At 39.5% G+C, this 20,144-nt stretch carries 22 protein-coding genes; 19 read left to right on the top strand and 3 right to left on the bottom strand.

Features of this window, described 5'->3' with window-relative positions; genetic code table 11:
• Positions 1-35: 35 nt before the first annotated feature.
• Complete coding sequence (gene glpX, locus BKK48_RS05275; protein WP_077427110.1) at positions 36-1,049, bottom strand: class II fructose-bisphosphatase; 1,014 nt, start codon at positions 1,047-1,049, stop codon at positions 36-38.
• Positions 1,050-1,195: 146 nt separating this feature from the next.
• Between glpX and zapB the strand changes: the two genes are divergently transcribed.
• The 3 genes from zapB (at position 1,196) to mnmG (ending at position 4,214) form a co-directional block, all read left to right on the top strand.
• A complete protein-coding gene (gene zapB / locus BKK48_RS05270) occupies positions 1,196-1,414 on the top strand; it encodes a cell division protein ZapB (protein WP_077427109.1) in 219 nt (72 codons plus the stop codon).
• A 53-nt stretch (positions 1,415-1,467) separates the two neighbouring features.
• A complete protein-coding gene (gene mioC, locus BKK48_RS05265) occupies positions 1,468-1,908 on the top strand; it encodes an FMN-binding protein MioC (RefSeq protein WP_077427108.1) in 441 nt (146 codons plus the stop codon).
• 416 nt (positions 1,909-2,324) lie between these two features.
• A complete protein-coding gene (gene mnmG / locus BKK48_RS05260) occupies positions 2,325-4,214 on the top strand; it encodes a tRNA uridine-5-carboxymethylaminomethyl(34) synthesis enzyme MnmG (RefSeq protein ID WP_077427107.1) in 1,890 nt (629 codons plus the stop codon).
• A gap of 149 nt (positions 4,215-4,363) precedes the next feature.
• Here the strand turns inward: mnmG and BKK48_RS05255 are convergent, their stop codons facing one another.
• Positions 4,364-6,436, bottom strand: a complete 2,073-nt coding sequence (locus BKK48_RS05255) for a TonB-dependent receptor domain-containing protein (protein WP_077427106.1) — start codon at positions 6,434-6,436, stop codon at positions 4,364-4,366.
• A 268-nt stretch (positions 6,437-6,704) separates the two neighbouring features.
• Entirely contained in the window at positions 6,705-7,568 is an 864-nt protein-coding gene (locus tag BKK48_RS05250) for an SDR family oxidoreductase (RefSeq protein WP_077427105.1), read from the bottom strand.
• A gap of 153 nt (positions 7,569-7,721) precedes the next feature.
• Between BKK48_RS05250 and BKK48_RS05245 the strand changes: the two genes are divergently transcribed.
• The 16 genes from BKK48_RS05245 (at position 7,722) to BKK48_RS05170 (ending at position 20,144) form a co-directional block, all read left to right on the top strand.
• Positions 7,722-8,084 carry a winged helix-turn-helix transcriptional regulator gene (locus BKK48_RS05245; RefSeq protein ID WP_077427104.1) on the top strand — a complete coding sequence of 121 codons (363 nt, stop codon included), beginning with the start codon at positions 7,722-7,724 and terminating at the stop codon, positions 8,082-8,084.
• Between the two features lie 58 nt (positions 8,085-8,142).
• Positions 8,143-8,754: a 16S rRNA (guanine(527)-N(7))-methyltransferase RsmG gene (rsmG, locus tag BKK48_RS05240; RefSeq protein WP_077427103.1), complete on the top strand. Its 612-nt coding sequence runs from the start codon at positions 8,143-8,145 to the stop codon at positions 8,752-8,754.
• A gap of 122 nt (positions 8,755-8,876) precedes the next feature.
• Positions 8,877-9,251, top strand: a complete 375-nt coding sequence (locus BKK48_RS05235) for an ATP synthase subunit I (protein ID WP_077427102.1) — start codon at positions 8,877-8,879, stop codon at positions 9,249-9,251.
• 26 nt (positions 9,252-9,277) lie between these two features.
• Positions 9,278-10,066: a F0F1 ATP synthase subunit A gene (gene atpB / locus BKK48_RS05230; RefSeq protein ID WP_077427101.1), complete on the top strand. Its 789-nt coding sequence runs from the start codon at positions 9,278-9,280 to the stop codon at positions 10,064-10,066.
• Positions 10,067-10,122: 56 nt separating this feature from the next.
• Positions 10,123-10,377, top strand: a complete 255-nt coding sequence (gene atpE / locus BKK48_RS05225; RefSeq protein WP_005539567.1) for a F0F1 ATP synthase subunit C — start codon at positions 10,123-10,125, stop codon at positions 10,375-10,377.
• Positions 10,378-10,425: 48 nt separating this feature from the next.
• Complete coding sequence (gene atpF / locus BKK48_RS05220) at positions 10,426-10,896, top strand: F0F1 ATP synthase subunit B (RefSeq protein ID WP_077416188.1); 471 nt, start codon at positions 10,426-10,428, stop codon at positions 10,894-10,896.
• 13 nt (positions 10,897-10,909) lie between these two features.
• The gene (gene atpH / locus BKK48_RS05215; RefSeq protein ID WP_077427100.1) at positions 10,910-11,455 is read left to right on the top strand and encodes a F0F1 ATP synthase subunit delta; all 546 of its coding nucleotides are present in this window, start codon (positions 10,910-10,912) and stop codon (positions 11,453-11,455) included.
• A gap of 15 nt (positions 11,456-11,470) precedes the next feature.
• Positions 11,471-13,012: a F0F1 ATP synthase subunit alpha gene (atpA, locus tag BKK48_RS05210; RefSeq protein ID WP_077416185.1), complete on the top strand. Its 1,542-nt coding sequence runs from the start codon at positions 11,471-11,473 to the stop codon at positions 13,010-13,012.
• Between the two features lie 17 nt (positions 13,013-13,029).
• Complete coding sequence (gene atpG, locus BKK48_RS05205) at positions 13,030-13,899, top strand: F0F1 ATP synthase subunit gamma (RefSeq protein ID WP_077427099.1); 870 nt, start codon at positions 13,030-13,032, stop codon at positions 13,897-13,899.
• A 16-nt stretch (positions 13,900-13,915) separates the two neighbouring features.
• A complete protein-coding gene (atpD, locus tag BKK48_RS05200) occupies positions 13,916-15,289 on the top strand; it encodes a F0F1 ATP synthase subunit beta (RefSeq protein ID WP_018355849.1) in 1,374 nt (457 codons plus the stop codon).
• Between the two features lie 30 nt (positions 15,290-15,319).
• Positions 15,320-15,748, top strand: a complete 429-nt coding sequence (locus BKK48_RS05195; RefSeq protein ID WP_077416179.1) for a F0F1 ATP synthase subunit epsilon — start codon at positions 15,320-15,322, stop codon at positions 15,746-15,748.
• A 123-nt stretch (positions 15,749-15,871) separates the two neighbouring features.
• Positions 15,872-16,411, top strand: coding sequence for a bifunctional pyr operon transcriptional regulator/uracil phosphoribosyltransferase PyrR (pyrR, locus tag BKK48_RS05190; RefSeq protein ID WP_077427098.1), 540 nt, complete (start codon positions 15,872-15,874; stop codon positions 16,409-16,411).
• Between the two features lie 74 nt (positions 16,412-16,485).
• Positions 16,486-17,418, top strand: coding sequence for a peptidylprolyl isomerase (locus BKK48_RS05185; protein WP_077427097.1), 933 nt, complete (start codon positions 16,486-16,488; stop codon positions 17,416-17,418).
• Between the two features lie 65 nt (positions 17,419-17,483).
• A complete protein-coding gene (gene mltG, locus BKK48_RS05180) occupies positions 17,484-18,530 on the top strand; it encodes an endolytic transglycosylase MltG (protein WP_077427096.1) in 1,047 nt (348 codons plus the stop codon).
• Between the two features lies 1 nt (position 18,531).
• Positions 18,532-19,164 (top strand): dTMP kinase, encoded by a 633-nt coding sequence (gene tmk / locus BKK48_RS05175; RefSeq protein WP_077427095.1) that lies wholly within the window; start codon positions 18,532-18,534, stop codon positions 19,162-19,164.
• On the top strand, positions 19,161-20,144 hold the full coding sequence (locus BKK48_RS05170) for a DNA polymerase III subunit delta' (RefSeq protein ID WP_077427094.1): 984 nt from the start codon (positions 19,161-19,163) through the stop codon (positions 20,142-20,144). The genes tmk and BKK48_RS05170 overlap by 4 nt, the downstream gene beginning before the upstream one ends.

The raw sequence follows: 20,144 nt of genomic DNA, 5'->3' as shown, positions 1-20,144 counted from the left end.
ATTCATCGAAAATTTCGACCGCACTTTTATTGCAATTAAATATGTAAAATTTTATAGATTTCTGAATCTTTACGATCTAAATAATGAACAGACTGAATTTTACGAATAGTGCGTGATTTACCTCGGATCAAAATGGTTTCCGTGCTGGCAAGATTACCTTTACGCGAAATTCCTTTTAAGAGTTCTCCATGAGTGATGCCTGTTGCCGCAAAAACGAGATTATCATCCCGCACTAACTCTTCTAATTTCAATACTTCATTCACTTTTACACCGAGTTCTTCACAGCGGCGAATTTCTTCCTCTGCTATTTTTCGATTTTCTTCGCTCTCTCCTTTCACTTCGTGACGAGGGATTAAACGTGCTTGCATATCACCGCCTAATGCTCGAATAGCTGCCGCTGCAGCCACCCCTTCAGGTGCACCACCAATGCCATAAACCATATCCACTTCGGCATCAGGCAGACAACATAAAACGGAAGCAGCTACATCGCCATCGGGAATCGCCATCACCCGAATGCCCAAATCATGCATTTGTTTAATGACGGCTTCATGACGGGGTTTTGCCAATACCATCACCGTTAAATCTGACAAGGATTTTCCTAAACGGGAAGCAGTACGGCGAAGATTTTGTTCAAGGGGTAATGATAAATCAATCATACCTTTCACTTCCGGCCCCACCACGATTTTTTCCATGTACATATCCGGCGCTTTTAAAAACGTTCTTTTTCCACCTGCCGCTAAGACAGAAATCGCATTGGATTGTCCCATTGCCGTCATACGGGTTCCATCAATAGGATCAACCGCAATGGAGACAAGTTCACCATTGCCAGAACCGACCTTTTCACCAATATAAAGCATTGGCGCTTTATCGATTTCCCCTTCTCCAATAACAATTTCACCATCCATATGAATAAGGTTTAGCATATAACGCATAGCTTTCACAGCCGCCTCATCTGCTGCATTTTTATCGCCCCGTCCAAGCCAAGTATAAGCCGCCAATGCCGCCGCTTCTGTTACACGGGAAAATTCAATAGCCAATGCACGATTCATTTTTATCTCCGTCATTCCAAGCAAAAAATCGCACTATTCTAACACTATGCAAACGTTTACATAATAAATTTTTACCGAAGGCTTTCAAAAGAAAAATGAAGCAGGTACAATAAAGCCGTTTCAAAGGTTATTTAAAGGAAGTCAGTATGTCATTAGAAATCTTAAACCAGCTTGAAGATAAAATTAAACAAGCGGTAGAAACCATTCAATTACTTCAACTTGAAGTAGAAGAATTAAAAGAGCAAAACAATCAATCTCAACAAACAGTTGAAGCATTGCAAAGTGAAAATGAACAATTAAAAAATGAGCACCGTAACTGGCAAGAGCATATTCGTTCATTACTTGGTAAATTTGATAATGTATAATCCCATTAAAGGCTTAGTTTTCTAAGCCTTTTTCTTTTATTTAGGTATAGGTTATGAATATTTGTCTTCTTTCAGGCAGTACTTTAGGCAGTGCAGAATATGTTGCCGAACATTTGGAAACAATATTAAAAACACAAGGATTTTCAACCGCACTTTTTCACGGCGCCAGTTATGATGATGTGATTGGTGAACCCTTATGGTTAATTGTTACCTCCACACACGGAGCAGGTGAAATTCCGTATAATTTACGACCACTTTTTGATCAAATAGCACAATCCCATCTTGATCTTTCGCATTTACGTTTTGCCATTGTTGGTTTAGGTAATTCAGACTATGACACCTTTTGTTATGCCACAAATCATATCGAAAATATCTTAGAGCAAAAAGGTGCAGTTAAACTTTGTGAAACATTAAAAATTGATGTACTCCATGTTGAAGATCCTGAAAGCCATAGTGAACAATGGCTCCCTCTCTTTATTCAATCCATTACATAATTTTTCTCAATAATAAGGATGATTTTTTTAATCACCTTTTTATTCCTGTGGATAACTTAATAAAAATCTGTCAGAAAACTGTTTTTTATCACTGAACAACATTTCATTCTTTCTAATCTGTGGATAATTAAGTTTTTTATCCACAGGTAATCCTCTCTGTTTTTATGATAGATTCACATTTTACGATCAGATCTAACTTATTCATTTATAAAAGAAAAAAGATCTTATTCACAGATTTTAAGGATCCTAGTAATAACAATAATAAGATCTTTTCTATATATAAAGATCTTATCTTTATTAACTTAGGTTTTGAGATCTTTATCCTATCTATTTGAGATCGAATTCTCCCTTTTAAGCAAAATCGAATTTCTGTAAAATAGCTTCCATTTTTAGCGCCGAATAGATTAGAGAAAACGATGTTTTATACTGAAACTTATGATGTGATCGTCATTGGTGGTGGCCATGCCGGAACAGAAGCAGCCTTAGCCCCCGCCCGTATGGGGTTAAAAACCCTTTTATTAACTCACAATGTAGATACATTAGGGCAAATGTCTTGTAATCCTGCTATTGGTGGGATCGGTAAAGGGCATTTGGTTAAAGAAGTGGATGCCATGGGCGGTTTAATGGCTCATGCGGCCGATAAAGCGGGAATTCAATTTCGTACCTTAAATAGCAGTAAAGGCCCTGCTGTACGCGCTACTCGTGCGCAAGCAGATCGTGTGCTATATCGCCAAGCAGTGCGTATTGCGCTTGAAAATCAACCCAATCTTGATATTTTCCAGCAAGAAGCCACGGATATTTTAATCGAACAAGATAGAGTGAATGGTGTCGTCACCAAAATGGGTTTAACATTTCGTGCAAAAGCCGTTATTCTCACAGCCGGGACATTCTTAGCCGGTAAAATTCATATTGGATTGGAAAACTATGAAGGAGGCCGTGCCGGTGATCCCGCTTCAACAACATTAGCAGAACGTTTGCGTGATCTCAATTTACGGGTGGATCGCCTTAAAACAGGTACACCGCCACGCATTGATGCCCGAACCATTAACTTTGATATTTTAGCAAAACAACATGGTGATGCCGTGTTACCGGTATTTTCATTTATGGGATCCCCCTCCGATCACCCACGACAAATTCCTTGTTATATCACCCATACGAATGATCAAACTCACGAAGTGATCCGTAATAATTTGGATCGAAGCCCAATGTATACCGGTGTGATCGAAGGAATAGGCCCTCGTTATTGCCCCTCTATTGAAGATAAAGTCATGCGTTTTGCCGATCGCAATTCCCACCAAATTTATCTTGAACCGGAAGGATTAACCAGTAATGAAGTGTATCCAAATGGGATCTCAACCAGTCTTCCTTTTGATGTACAAATGAAGATCGTCAATTCCATGAAAGGGTTAGAAAATGCTCGAATTATCAAACCGGGTTATGCGATTGAATATGATTATTTTGATCCCCGTGATCTTAAACCTACCTTAGAAACGAAAGCCATTTCAGGATTGTTCTTTGCCGGTCAAATTAACGGCACAACCGGTTATGAAGAAGCCGCTGGACAAGGGTTGCTTGCAGGGATTAATGCCGGACTTTATGTTCAAGAAAAAGATTTATGGTATCCACGTCGTGACCAAGCCTATATGGGCGTATTGGTCGATGATCTCTGTACATTGGGAACAAAAGAGCCTTACCGGGTGTTTACTTCCCGTGCGGAATATCGTCTGCTATTGCGTGAAGATAATGCCGATATTCGCTTAACCCCAATTGCCCATGAGTTTGGACTTATTGATGAAGCACGTTGGGCCCGTTTTAATCAAAAAATGGAAAATATTGAACGTGAACGTCAACGTTTACGCAGTATTTGGCTACACCCTCGTTCGGAATATTTAGAAGAAGCGAATAAAGTGCTGGGTAGCCCATTGGTGCGTGAAGCCAATGGCGAGGATTTATTACGCCGTCCGGAAATGAATTATGAGATTTTAACCTCACTTACCCCTTATCAGCCGGCAATGGAAGATAAAGAGGCGGTCGAACAAGTGGAAATTGCCATTAAATATCAAGGCTATATTGAGCATCAAGAAGAAGAAATCGAAAGACAAAAACGCCATGAAAATACCGCCATTCCACCCCAATTTGATTATGCTAAAGTTTCAGGGTTGTCTAATGAAGTCCGCTCGAAGTTAGAGCAACATCGCCCTGTTTCTATCGGACAAGCAAGCCGTATTTCCGGCATCACGCCTGCCGCTATTTCAATCATTTTAGTGAATTTGAAAAAGCAAGGTATGTTGAAACGGGGAGAATAAAATCATCAAGTGCGGTCAAATTTGAAAAAGTTTTTTACAGATGAGATGTTATAAAGCTTAAGATTTTATTTTGATTTAATAAAAATGCCTTAACTTTTAATAAGTAAAGGCATTTTTTATTACAAAGTATGGTTAATCGTTCAAAGAGGTTAGAAGGCGTAATTGACCCCTAGGCGATATTCACGTCCACGGCCCGGCAAATCACTGCGTTGACCATGAGGTTTATAGTATTTATTTGCCACATTATCAATCGCAAAATTCACATTCATTTGATCGTTATTAAATGGCTTCCAGTTTAGGGTGATATCAGTGATGTTATAACCATCTTTGCCTTTTTCTGAACCGGTTTTGAGCGTACCGCCTGTAATAAAGTAGTTATCAGAGGCTTTAACCTTTTCTACAATGCGGTGATGTACCCCAATTTCTAAATTAGGTTGTTCAAAGCGATAGCTTAAAGAGGCTGTCCAAGTTCTCCCTATTGCAGAAGCATATTCCGGATTACCACTTAATAAGCTTATTTCCTGAATTTTCCCTTGACGATTTTTTCCCCATCTTGTTTGAGAATAGAAACGTGGTTTACTGTGTGCCACACCAATACGGGCGGTAAAGCCATTGTTATGATATCCGGCATTTAATTCATAACCCCGGTTTTTAATTTTACCTGCATTAACAATTTCTTGTGCTTCGTTTCCATGGTTATCACGCCCATTTGTAGTGCCTAGCGCATCTTTAATATCTTGCCAGAAGTAACTTCCGTCAAAACTAAACATACCATCATTATAATTGAAGCCAATTTCAGTATTACGAGCCTGTTCGGCTTTTGTATTATTAGCAATAGTCACAATACTACGGGCGCCATGGGACATAATGGCATCGTACATACGCGGACTACGGGTAGCATAATTATGGCTTGCACTTAAACTGAGGTGTTCAATGGGTTCGTAAATAATTCCTACACTTGGGTTGAATGCACCATCATTGCGTTTTTTACCATCCATTGCTTTAAAATTGAAATGATCGTAACGCAAACCTGTGGTTAAAATAACGCTATCAATAGGTGTGGTAATGGCTTCAAGGTAAAGGCCGGTGTCGGTTTTTTCTTGGTTAACGATTTGAGGGCTGAATTTGGTATGAGGTTTTACTTCTTGATGACGATAATTGATACCGTATTTGAGCAAGATATTTTTGTGGAGAGAAGAATCGAAATTAATATTTGCACCGTGAGTGACTACTTTTGTTTTCGTTGAGCCGGTATTTTTATTGCCACCGGCATAACCATTGCCTTTATCGTCTGCAGACCAACGGCCATGAACCAAACGATAAACATTTGCGCTTGCTTCTTGAGCAAATCCTAAGTTTTTACCTGTCCATTCCAAATTAGTGTTAGTTACGGACATTTTACGTCTGGCAGGGGCTTGACGATCGCCAAACATCCCAAATTCTTCACGAACTAAACGAATTCCTTCATGTTGTTCTTTCAAGTGGCTTAATACAAATCGGTGGTCACCAAGGGTTACGCCTAATTTGGCGAGATAGCTGATTTTATCTAATCCACTGTTTAATACGCGATCGGTTTTATTGAGTTCATCATAATAGCCTTTACCTCCTTTGTAATCACTCTCCTTTACACGGTTAGCCGAAATAAGCGCATCGAAGATTTCACCTTTACCAAATACCGTGGCATTGTAGTTATGAGCATGGTTTGAGCTGACACCTCCACCAATTTTTGCACCAATATTTTTATTGCTGTCTTTTAACAAATCTAACGCATCTAAGGTTTTTGCAATGATAGCCCCGTTTGTTTGCCCGATACCGGCAGAAGCACTCCCGGCACCTTTTTGTACCGAAACAATTTTCACCAATGCCGGATCAAGCATATGACGTCCTTGATGATAATGAATTTGACTGTCTGAATAAGCATTATCAATTTTGACATCAATAGAATTTTGCCCCATACCGCGAATATAAAGGTACTGAGAAGTCCCATTACCTGCACCTAAACTGATGGAAGGTTCATATTTGAACAATCCTCGCAAATCAGTTTCAGTACTTTCATCTTTCAATTTGGTTGTCACAACATGACTTTGTACTTTTAAACCTTGATTGCTTGTCACAACAACGGTATCAAGTGTTGCCATATCACTCTTTTCTGCTGAGGCATTTCCTACATATAACGCCCCCATTATTGCAGTAGTGATAGGAAGTAATTTGATGTTTTTCATTTTAAGGCTCCTTAGTTAAAGAAAGTTTTATAGAAAAAATAAAAATGATAATAATTATTATTTATATTTTTATATAAAGTGTCAATCTATAAACTAAGTAAAATGATTTTGATGTGAGAAAGGAAATGAATACCAGAAAATACAATAAAAAAATCCCGATATTTCGGGATTTTATAAAATTTTGATAAGCTCACTTTTTCAAAAATAAGGATAAAAAGTGAGTTTATCGTTAGTAGAGGTATAAATGGATGGTTTATAGGTAAACCAATTATCCATTAGCAGCAGCCGACAAAGCTTGTTTTACGGCTACATCTAAACCTGCTGTTGGGCGACCGAGCAATTTCTCAAGGGTTTTATCTTCGGAAAATAATGCGCCGTTTGAAGCATCTACATCCCATTGAGCAATTAATCCGGCAAAGTCTGAATCCAAACCTGCTTGCACCAGTGCTGCGGCATAATCTTCAGCAGTAAGATCGGCATAAGAAATGTCTTTGCCGGTTTGTTTGCTTATTTCTGCGGCAAGATCTGATAATGTCCAGCTGGTTGAACCGGCTAATTCGTAAGTTTTATTTTCGTGACCCTCACCTAATGCTACATTCACCGCTGCTTCCGCTAATTCAGCACGAAGTGCGGATGAAATTTTGCCATTTTTTGCTGAACCATAGAAAGCATTATTCGCTAATGCTGCCGGAATTGATCCTGTATAGTTTTCGGTGTACCAACCATTGCGTAAAATAGTGTAAGCCATACCTGAAGCTTTTAATGCGGCTTCAGTTTCTACATATTCAGGCGATAATGAGCGAATATTGTTTGCTTTGTCGATATTAATAAAACTGACTAAAACAAAGTGTTTTACACCTGCTTTTTTGGCGGATTGAATTACATTGTTATGTTGAATAAAGCGTTGTCCAAGTTCATTGCTTGGTACTAAAATTAAAGTTTCTACGCCTTTTAATGCCTCAACTTGTCCTTCTGTTTTTGAATAATCAAATTTTCTGGCTTCCACATCTGAAATTTTTGCGGGGTTTCGTACCAAAGCGATAACATTGGCATTTTTTGCTTTTAATAAATCTAATGCGATGGCACCGAATTGACCTGTTGCACCTGTGATAGCGATTGTTTTGTTTGTCATTTCATTTTCCTCTCTATGTTGAAATAGTTGACCCTATTAATTGATGGCGACTATAATAATTTCAATTCTTACTTTTGAGAAGTACTTACATAAAAGTAAGTGTTAAAGATTTAATTGAAAAATAGTAACTTAATGATTTTAAAGGAAATAAAAATGGAAAATTTTTTTGAACGTGGAAATGTTTTGGCTTCAGCATGCCCTTCTCGTCAAATTTTGCAACATTTGACCAGCCGTTGGGGCGTATTAGTATTAATCAGTTTACATTCAGGTACGAAACGTTTTAGTGAATTACGTCGTATGATCGATGGCGTAAGCGAGCGTATGTTGACCAAAACATTACAAGAACTGGAAGCAGATGGTATGTTAATAAGAAAATCTTATAATACCGTCCCGCCTCATGTGGATTACACATTAACGCCATTTGGCATACAAGCATCAAATAAAATGTTTGAGTTAGTGGATTGGTTGGAAACCAATTTAGGCGGGATTTTGCAGCAAAAATCGAAAAATCCATAGAATAACGACCGCACTTTCAAGTAGAATGAACGGCATTTTTACAAAGTATAGACGATCAATGAAAGCAAAATTAGACCGATTACTGACACAGGCAAATATCCAATTAAATGATCAACAAAAACAGCAGTTGATCGACCTTGTCAATTTATTAAATAAATGGAATAAAGCCTATAATTTAACTTCGGTACGCGATCCACAAGAAATGTTGGTAAAACATATTTTAGATAGTCTTGTGGTAAGCCCTTATTTACAAGGGGAATATTTTATTGATGTGGGGACAGGCCCCGGTTTACCCGGTTTACCTTTAGCGATTGCAAACCCAAATAAACACTTTGTATTACTCGATAGCCTAGGTAAACGTATAAGTTTTGTTCGTAATGCTATGCGTGAATTAGGGCTAAACAATATCACCCCTATACTAAGCCGGGTGGAAGAATATCAACCTGCTGAAAAATTTGACGGAGTATTAAGCCGGGCTTTTGCTTCACTGAAAGATATGACGGATTGGTGTCATCATCTTCCTAAAGAAAGTGGGTATTTTTATGCGTTAAAAGGTATTTATCACTCGGAAGAAGTTCAACAGTTGGATAATAAATATACAATAAAACAAATCATACCATTACAAGTGCCAGAATTAGTGGGTGAGCGACATTTAATCATCTTGCAATAAATCCTTACATTTTTGTTAAATTTTTTAAAACTGTGATTTAGTTAACATTTTTTTGTCCGTTTTTAAGTTGAATATGATTTTATCAAGAGTATAATTGCCAAGGTTTAAGGTTATTGAAAATAATGTCGAGAATTATCCAACAAGCGAAAATTCAGTATAGAAAAGCTATTCAAATTGAATTAGTCATCATGTTACTACTCGCTTGTTTTTTTGCTTTTTGGCAAATGAGAAATGGGATTGATTTTTTATTTGGCTTTCTTTCGGCATTACTTCCTTTCAGTGCTTTCGTCTATATGGTTTTTTACCGAAAACAACAACTATCGACAAAATTAAGCACTTTTTATAGAGGGGAAGCTATCAAGTTTGTATTAACCATTGCGCTCATTATCCTATCCTTTAAATGGCTTTTGGTAACAAACTTCGTCATTTTCTTTAGTGGCTTTTTTATAGCGTTAATGTTGAATAATTTAATTCCATTTTTGCTTCGCCGAGTTTGATTTTTACTACATTCTAAGGGTTCGTTATGTCTGGACAAACTACATCGGAATATATTAGTCACCATCTCGCTTTCCTTAAAACAGGAGAGGGGTTTTGGCATATCCATCTAGATACCTTGTTCTTTTCAATTTTAGCGGCAATCATTTTTCTTTTTGTTTTCTCGCGTGTTGCAAAAAAAGCCACAACGGGAGTACCCGGAAAAATGCAATGTATGGTAGAAATTGTGGTGGAATGGATTAATGGTATTGTAAAAGAAAATTTCCATGGTCCGCGTGATGTGGTTGCCCCTCTTGCATTAACGATTTTCTGCTGGGTATTTATTATGAACGCCATTGACTTAATTCCCGTAGATTTCTTACCTCAATTGGCAGGTTTATTTGGTATTCATTATCTTCGTGCCGTACCGACCGCCGATATCAGTGCAACATTGGGTATGTCTATTTGTGTTTTCTTCTTAATTCTTTTCTATACAGTAAAATCCAAAGGTTTCAAAGGATTAGTCAAAGAATATACCCTTCATCCATTTAATCACTGGGCATTCATTCCTGTTAACTTCATTTTGGAAACGGTGACTTTACTGGCTAAGCCGATTTCTCTTGCATTCCGTCTATTTGGTAATATGTATGCGGGTGAATTGATCTTTATCCTTATCGCTGTGATGTATTCGGCCAATATGGCTATCGCTGCGTTGGGTGTTCCTTTACATCTTGCTTGGGCAATTTTCCATATTTTGGTGATTACCTTACAAGCATTTATTTTTATGATGTTAACGGTTGTTTATTTAAGTATTGCTTACAATAAAGCCGATCATTAATCATTTTTTTATTAACCAGCTCTAGGGCTAAAACTTAACTTCTATTGGAGAACATTATGGAAACTGTAATTACAGCGACAATCATCGGCGCATCGATTCTTCTTGCATTTGCTGCATTAGGTACGGCAATTGGTTTTGCTATCTTAGGGGGCAAATTCTTAGAATCTTCAGCACGTCAGCCTGAACTTGCATCAAGCCTACAAACGAAAATGTTTATCGTAGCCGGCCTTTTAGATGCGATTGCGATGATTGCAGTTGGTATTTCCTTACTATTCATCTTTGCGAATCCATTTATCGGTTTATTACAATAATCCCTTATTTGCTTATCAACGTAAAACAAGCATTTTAAGGAGGACGTTGTGAATTTAAATGCAACATTAATTGGTCAACTCGTTTCATTCGCACTGTTCGTATGGTTCTGTATGAAATTTGTGTGGCCACCAATTATTAAAGCAATTGAAACACGTCAAAGCCAAATTGCCAATGCCTTAGCATCTGCAGAAGCTGCCAAAAAAGAGCAAGCAGATACTAAGTTACTTGCAGAAGAAGAAATTTCAAAAGCGAGAATTCAAGCTCAAGAAATTATCGATGCTGCAAACAAGCGACGTAATGAAGTGCTTGACGAAGTCAAAACCGAAGCAGAAGAGCTTAAAGCGAAAATTATTGAACAAGGTTATGCAGAAGTCGAAGCTGAACGTAAACGTGTTCAAGAGGAATTACGTCTTAAAGTGGCTTCATTAGCAATTGCCGGTGCTGAGAAAATTGTGGGTCGCACGATTGATGAAGCGGCAAACAATGACATTATTGATAAATTAGTTGCAGAACTATAAGAGGCTTTAGCTTATGTCAGAATTAACTACGATAGCTCGCCCTTATGCAAAAGCAGCATTTGATTTTGCCGTGGAGCAATCCGCAAACGATAAAAGTGCGGTAGAAAAATGGACAGAAATGTTGAAATTTTTGACCGCACTTGTGGAAAACGAACAAATGGAAGCCTTTCTTGTAAGTTCGCTTTCTTCTCAAAAAGTTGCGGATACGGTTATTTCAATTTGTGGTGAACAGCTCGATCAATATGGGCAAAATCTTATTCGGTTAATGGCTGAAAATAAGCGTTTGAGTGCTATTCCTGCGGTATTTTCCGAATTTACCCGTTATGTGGAAGAACATCAAGCCATTGCAGAGGTACAAGTCACTTCTGCACAACCATTGAATGCAACTCAAATTGAAAAAATTGCTGCGGCAATGGAAAAAAGATTAGCTCGCAAAGTGAAAGTAAATTGCAACGTGGATGATTCACTCATTGCCGGTGTTATTATCCGTACAGAAGATTTTGTAATTGATGGAAGTAGCCGTGGACAGCTCGACCGTCTTGCAAATGAGTTGCAATGATAAGAGGAATAAAAGATGCAACTAAATTCAACTGAAATTAGTGAATTGATTAAAAAACGAATTGCGCAGTTTGATGTGGTAAGTGAAGCCCGCAACACTGGGACAATTGTTTCCGTAAGTGACGGTATTATTCGTATTCACGGTTTGAGCGATGTAATGCAAGGGGAAATGATAGCATTACCTGGAAATCGCTATGCTATGGCACTTAACCTTGAGCGTGACTCGGTAGGTGCGGTAGTCATGGGGCCTTATGCTGATTTAGCGGAAGGCATGGAAGTTCAATGTACCGGACGTATTCTAGAAGTACCGGTAGGCCGTGGTTTATTAGGTCGTGTGGTCAATACTCTTGGTCAACCGATTGACGGTAAAGGTGAAATCGAAAATGATGGCTTTTCACCGGTTGAAGTGATCGCACCGGGTGTTATCGAACGTAAATCGGTGGATCAACCGGTACAAACCGGTTATAAAGCGGTGGACTCTATGGTGCCGATCGGCCGAGGTCAGCGTGAATTGATCATCGGAGACCGCCAAACCGGTAAAACTGCATTAGCGATTGATGCGATCATTAACCAACGTGATTCAGGAATTAAATGTATCTATGTTGCCATTGGTCAAAAAGCATCAACTATTGCAAACGTTGTGCGTAAATTAGAAGAACATGGTGCTTTGGCAAATACCATTGTGGTTGCTGCATCAGCCTCTGAATCTGCCGCATTACAATATCTTGCCCCTTATGCCGGTTGTGCAATGGGTGAATATTTCCGTGATCGTGGTGAAGATGCGTTAATTGTTTATGATGATTTATCAAAACAAGCGGTAGCTTACCGTCAAATTTCATTATTATTACGCCGTCCACCGGGTCGTGAAGCTTACCCTGGCGATGTTTTCTATTTACACTCACGTTTACTTGAGCGTGCAGCACGGGTTAACGAAGAATATGTAGAAAAATTCACTAATGGTGAAGTAAAAGGAAAAACCGGTTCTTTAACTGCCCTTCCTATTATCGAAACCCAAGCAGGTGACGTTTCTGCTTTCGTACCAACCAACGTGATTTCCATTACCGATGGTCAGATTTTCTTAGAATCTAACTTGTTTAACTCAGGTATTCGTCCTGCGGTAAACCCAGGTATTTCGGTTTCTCGTGTAGGGGGTGCGGCACAAACTAAAGTAGTGAAAAAACTCGCCGGTGGGATTCGTACCGCATTAGCACAATATCGTGAATTAGCAGCGTTTGCGCAATTTGCCTCTGATCTTGATGATGCAACCCGTAAACAGCTTTCTCACGGTGAAAAAGTGACTGAATTATTGAAACAAAAACAATATGCACCGCTGAGTGTTGCAGAGCAATCTGTGTTGCTTTTCGCTGTTGAGTTTGGCTATTTAGAAGACGTAGAATTGCAAAAAATTGCAAGTTTTGAGACCGCACTTTTAGACTATGCTCACCGTAACCATGGCGACTTTATGGCAGAATTAACCAAAACCGGTAATTACAATGATGAGATAAAAGACACATTGAAAACGATTTTGGATAATTTTAAAGCCAATAGTGCTTGGTAAGATAACGGAGAAAGAAGATGGCAGGTGCAAAAGAGATAAAAACCAAAATTGCCAGTGTACAGAGTACACAGAAAATTACTAAGGCAATGGAAATGGTAGCCACCTCGAAAATGCGTAAAACGCAAGATCGTATGGCGGCTTCTCGTCCGTATTCTGAAACAATACGAAATGTTATCAGCCACGTCTCTAAAGCCAATATCGGTTATAAACACCCATTTTTAGTTCAACGAGAAGTAAAAAAGGTTGGGATTTTAGTTGTTTCGACAGACCGTGGAATGTGTGGTGGTTTAAATATTAATTTATTTAAAACCGTCATGACAGAAATCAAAAAATGGAAGGATAAAGGGGTTACCGTAGAGTTAGGATTAATCGGCTCAAAAGGAATTAACTTCTTCCGTTCATTGGGGTTATCTGTGCGTGGACAGCTTTCCGGTTTGGGTGATAATCCGGCAATGGAAGATCTAATTGGTGTGGCAAACGGTATGTTTGATGTGTATAAAAGTGGTGAAGTTGATGCGGTTTATATCGCCTACAATAAATTCATCAATACCATGGCACAATTACCCGTTTACCAACAATTGATTCCATTACCGGCATTAGAAACCGATAATTTAGAACAAAAGCAAAATACTTGGGATTATCTTTACGAGCCTGAGCCAAAGGTTTTATTAGACAGTTTGCTCACACGTTATTTGGAATCACAAGTATATCAATCTGTGGTGGATAACCTTGCTTCCGAGCAGGCTGCCCGAATGGTAGCAATGAAAGCGGCAACTGATAACGCAGGAAATTTAATCAATGACTTGCAATTAGTTTATAACAAAGCCCGTCAAGCAAGTATTACAAATGAATTAAATGAAATCGTTGCCGGTGCGGCTGCGATTTAAGGAAAGAGGAAAGGTAATGTCAGCAGGAAAAATTGTACAAATCATCGGTGCGGTGATTGACGTTGAATTCCCACAAGATGCAGTACCAAAAGTTTACGATGCATTAAAAGTTGAATCCGGTTTAACCCTTGAAGTTCAACAACAATTAGGTGGCGGTGTGGTTCGCTGTATCGCATTAGGTACATCTGACGGCTTGAAACGTGGTTTAAAAGTAGAAAATACCGGAAACCCAATTCAGGTACCGGTGGGAACGAAAACCCTCGGCCGTATTATGAATGTGTTAGGTGAACCTATTGATGAGCGTGGCGAAATCGGTGCAGAAGAAAATTGGTCTATTCACCGTGCAGCGCCAAGTTACGAAGAACAATCAAACAGTACGGAATTACTTGAAACCGGTATTAAAGTTATCGACTTAATTTGTCCTTTTGCAAAAGGGGGGAAAGTTGGTCTTTTCGGTGGTGCGGGTGTAGGTAAAACCGTTAATATGATGGAATTGATCCGTAATATTGCGATTGAGCACTCCGGTTATTCCGTATTCGCCGGTGTGGGTGAGCGTACTCGTGAAGGTAACGATTTCTATCACGAAATGACAGAATCTAACGTATTAGACAAAGTATCGTTAGTTTACGGTCAGATGAATGAGCCACCGGGTAACCGTCTGCGTGTGGCATTAACCGGTTTAACCATGGCGGAAAAATTCCGTGATGAAGGTCGTGATGTTTTATTCTTCGTGGATAATATTTATCGTTATACCCTTGCAGGTACGGAAGTGTCAGCACTTTTAGGCCGTATGCCATCAGCGGTAGGTTACCAACCGACCCTTGCAGAAGAAATGGGTGTTTTACAAGAACGTATTACCTCGACCAAAACCGGCTCTATCACTTCTGTACAAGCCGTTTATGTGCCTGCGGATGACTTAACGGACCCTTCTCCGGCAACAACTTTCGCACACTTAGACTCAACAGTGGTATTAAGTCGTCAAATTGCCTCTTTAGGTATTTATCCGGCGGTTGACCCGTTAGATTCCACATCACGCCAATTAGACCCACTTGTTGTTGGTCAAGAGCATTATGATGTGGCGCGTGGTGTACAAGGTATCTTACAGCGCTATAAAGAATTGAAAGATATCATCGCCATTCTTGGTATGGATGAATTATCGGAAGAAGATAAACTTGTGGTGGCGCGTGCCCGTAAAATTGAACGTTTCTTATCACAACCGTTCTTCGTGGCAGAAGTCTTTACAGGTTCACCAGGTAAATATGTGTCATTAAAAGACACCATTCGTGGTTTCAAAGGTATCTTAGAGGGTGAATACGACCATATCCCAGAACAAGCGTTCTATATGGTGGGTTCAATCGAAGAAGTGCTCGAAAAAGCCAAAAATATGTAATCACTTCAAGTCATTTGAAGGAGAACAAAAATGGCGACATTTAACCTAACAATAGTGAGCGCAGAGCAAAAAATCTTTGAAGGGGCTGTTAAGCAAATTCAAGCAACAGGGGTGGAGGGTGAACTCGGTATTTTACCTAATCATACACCGTTGCTAACGGCGATTAAACCGGGAATTGTGAAATTTACCCTTGAAGATGATAAAGAAGAAGTCATCTATGTATCGGGTGGCTTTTTAGAAGTTCAGCCGAAGGTTGTGACTGTGCTTGCTGATGTAGCAATTCGTGGTAGTGAGTTAGATGCGGATCGTATTCGTGAAGCAAAACGCAAAGCTGAGGAAAATATTGTGGCACAGGTTGCTGATGTTGATCATGAGCTACTGGTGGCAAAACTTTCCAAAGAATTGGCAAAACTTCGAGCCTACGAATTAACAGAAAAACTTGTGAAATCAAAAAGATAATAAAAAGTGCGGTTAAATTTAACCGCACTTTTTGTTTGTGGGTTGTCATTTATCAAAAGCAATTAAATTTCCTTGTTTTTTGTGGTATTTTACCGGCTGTTTCAGCGTTTATTTGGATGAATTATGGAAAAGATCATTATTGATGAAAATCAGTTTCATCGCACTATTTCTCGTATTTCCCATGAAATTATTGAAAAGCATGCGAGTTTAGACAACGTTGTGATTGTTGGTATTAAACGCCGTGGTGCGGAAATTGCGACATTAATCAAACGAAAAATTAGGGATTTGATTGATGTGGACGTTCCTTCTATGGAGTTGGATATCACCTTTTATCGTGATGATTTAGAGCATATAGAACTCGAAAATTCAATGCCGGTGTATCGTGGTGCATCACAATATCTCAATATTAAAGATAAAGAAGTGATTTTAATTGATGATGTTTTATTTACCGGACGAACCATTCGTGCCGCGATGGATGCACTGACGGATTTTGGTCGTGCGGCAAAAATTGAATTAGTCATCTTTGTCGATCGTGGACATCGTGAGCTTCCTATTCGGGCAGATTATGTAGGGAAAAATGTCCCCACCAGCCGTGAAGAAAAAATTCAAGTTCGCACTCAAAAATATGATGGGTGCGATGAAGTGGCATTATTATCAAAATAATCCTAAGCTATTGTGAACCTTGTTTAAAATTGATACTCTAACGAAAGTTATTGACTTATTAAAGAACGATAAAGATGAAAAAATTAGGACTAAAATCGCTTTTTATTACGCTATTAGGTGTATTCGCATTTTCTTCTATTCAGGCCGCAGAACGAGTTGTTGCAACTGTCGATGGTATGCCGATATTAGAAAGTCAAGTGCGTTCAGTGATGGGTAAAAAAGGTAATTATCAAACCGCTTTAGATAAAGTGATTGATGATATTTTAGTACAAAAAGCCATTAAAGAATCCGGTGTGAAAGTGAATCCTCGTGAGATTGATCGAATCGTAGAGGATATTGCCGCAAGAAATGGTTTGACCTACGGTCAGTTTTTAGATGCATTGGATTATCAAGGGATTTCACTGAAGGCATTTCGTCAGCAAATTGCTAATCAAATGATGATGTCCGGGGTGCGTAATCATGCCATTAGTAACAGTATTCAAGTAACTCGTGAAGAAGTGGATGCCCTTGGGGAAAAAATGCTGAATGAAGCAAAAGCGAGTGGTACAGAGAAAAAAGTGACCGGCAAAGAATATGAAGTTCGCCATATTCTGTTAAAGCTCACCCCTCTTTTAAACGATGCGCAAGCAAAAGCAGAGCTTAATCAAATTCGTGCCGATATTCTTTCCGGTAAAACAACTTTTGCGGATGCGGCATTAAAATATTCTAAAGATTATTTATCCGGTGCCAATGGCGGAAGCTTAGGCTATGCTTTCCCTGAAGCCTATGTGGGGCCTTTCGCTAAAGTGGTACAAACCACTAAGCCGGGCGTAATTTCTGCGCCGTTTAAATCAGAGTTTGGTTGGCATATTTTAGAGGTAACGGGAACCCGTGATGGGGATCGCACAGAAGATGCCTATCGCCAAAAAGCCTATGAAAAAATTGTGAATAGCCAGTTACAAGATGCCACCAAAGATTGGGTAAAAGCATTGCGTAAGACAGCGGATATTCAGTATTTTAATCAATAAATTCATATTTTGTGTGAGAGGGGCGTTTTGCCCCTTTTGTTGTTTTTATTTTGTTGAGTACCATGATGAAAAAATGTTTAGTTAGCCTATTTCTTCTTCTGCTGATTGCTATAGGAGGCGGCTTTTTTGGTTATCAAAAACTCAAGGCTTTTCAGCAAGAAAGCATCAATACACAGCCTGATCAGCTTCTGTTTGTTGAACGTGGTACAACAGGTAAAAAATTGGCCGCACTTTTTGAACAAGAAAAATTGATCGAAAATGCACAGCTTCTTCCCTATTTATTAAAATTAAAACCGGCGCTGAACAAAATTAAAGCAGGGGTCTATTCGCTAAATGGAATTCATACCGTAGGCGATCTCTTAACATTGCTTAATTCGGGAAAAGAGGTTCAATTTAACGTGCAGTTTATTGAGGGAAAAACTTTCAAAGAGTGGCGAAAAAACCTCGAAAATGCACCGCACTTAATCCAAACCTTAAAAGACAAAAGCGATCAAGAAATTTTCAAGTTACTCGATATCCCGAGTATCCCAAAAAGTATTGGTGAATATAAAAATCTTGATGGTTGGCTATATCCGGATACCTATAATTATGCACCTAATTCAACCGATTTAGCCTTGCTTCAACGGGCTGCCGAACGGTTGAAAAAAGCCTTAGATAAAGCATGGAATGAACGTGATGAGAACCTTCCGTTAGCAAACCCTCACGAGATGTTAGTGCTGGCTTCCATAGTAGAAAAAGAAACAGGCATTGCGGCAGAAAGGGCTAAGGTGGCTTCAGTGTTTATTAATCGCCTCAATGCAAAAATGAAATTACAAACCGATCCTACTGTCATTTACGGTATGGGTGAAAATTATCAGGGAAATATCCGTAAAAAAGATTTGGAAACACCTACCCCTTATAATACCTATATTATTGACGGATTACCCCCAACGCCTATTGCCATGGTGAGTGAAAGTGCTTTGCAGGCAGTGGCGCATCCTGAAAAAACCGATTTTTACTACTTTGTGGCAGACGGAAGTGGCGGGCATAAATTTACACGCAACTTAAACGAACATAATAAAGCGGTGCAAGACTATCTGCGTTGGTATCGTAGCCAAAAGAATGGGAAATAATATGATGGGAAAATTTATTGTTATTGAAGGGTTAGAAGGGGCAGGAAAAAGCACCGCTCATCAATCGGTGGTGAAGATATTAAATGAATTGGGAATCGATGATGTCGTGTTTACCCGAGAACCGGGGGGAACGCCTTTGGCGGAAAAATTACGTCAGCTTATTAAACACGAAAAAGAAGAACAGGTAACCGATAAAGCGGAATTACTAATGCTTTATGCCGCTCGTGTCCAATTGGTAGAAAATGTGATTAAACCGGCACTTAGCCAAGGAAAATGGGTGGTGGGCGACCGCCATGATATGTCATCACAGGCTTATCAAGGTGGGGGGCGTCAGCTCGATCCGCATTTTATGAAAACCTTAAAAGAAATGGTTTTAGGGAATTTTGAGCCGGATCTCACCCTTTATTTAGATATTGATCCGAAAGTAGGATTAGCCCGTGCCCGTGGGCGGGGCGAGTTAGATCGTATTGAACAAATGGATCTTGATTTTTTCTACCGCACCCGAGCCCGTTATCTTGAGTTAGTTAAAGACAGCCCAAAAGCGGTGATTATTAACGCAGAACAATCCATTGAACAGGTGCGGGCAGATATTGAAAGTGCGGTTAAAAATTGGTGGAAACATATCGAAAAATGACCGCACTTTATCCTTGGCTCACCCCCACTTATACCCAAATAGCCCAAACCTTTTCAGAAGGTTTGGGACATCATGCCGTGCTTATAAAATCGGATGTTGGATTAGGTGTAGAACACCTCTTTGAAGCACTTTCTCGCCGTATTATGTGCCTTACCCCGCAAGATACCGCACCCTGTGGGCAGTGCCATGCTTGCCATTTAATGCAGGCGCACAGCCACCCGGACTACCATGAATTAAGCCCCATAGAAGGCAAAGATATCGGGGTGGATCAAGTGCGTGAAATTAATGAGATTGTGGCACAGCATGCCCAGCAAAATGGCAATAAAGTGGTTTATGTGAAAGGCGCTGAACGCTTAACGGAAGCGGCGGCCAATGCACTGCTTAAAACCTTGGAAGAGCCTCGTCCAAAAACCTATTTTTTATTGCAAGCAGACAGCGCTGCAAGTTTGTTAGCGACAATTTACAGCCGTTGTCAGGTGTGGAATTTGTCAGCCCCCCCAACGGAAATGGCACAGGCTTGGTTACAAACGCAATGTGAAGCAGAAAAACAGGAAATTGTTACCGCACTTTCAATGGGGTTCGGTCGTCCATTGTTTGCTTTAGAGATATTACAACAAGGGTTAATTGAACAGCGGAAAGATTTTCTTCGCCAATTTTGGCGTTTTTATCGCCGCCGCTCCCCTTTGGAACTGCTCCCTTTGTTTGATAAAGTGCATTATCTTCGCCAACTTGATTGGATTTTAGCATTTCTTGCCGATAGCCTAAAACATAAACTTCACATTAGCGCTCATCGTCAAGTGACGGATTTAGTGCGTGGTGTGGAACAATTTAGTGATGAGCAAACGGCTCTAGGATTGCTACAAGCCATTCAAATCATGCAAAAAGTGCGGTCAGATTTACACTCAATTAATGGTGTGAATGTGGAATTAATCCTGTTAGACGGTTTGACCAAACTTATCACAGAAGTATTTGAAAAATAA

It is taken from the genome of Rodentibacter heidelbergensis (assembly GCF_002000125.1).
Taxonomy (GTDB): Bacteria; Pseudomonadota; Gammaproteobacteria; order Enterobacterales; family Pasteurellaceae; genus Rodentibacter; species Rodentibacter heidelbergensis.
This window is presented reverse-complemented; position numbering and strand designations above follow the sequence as displayed.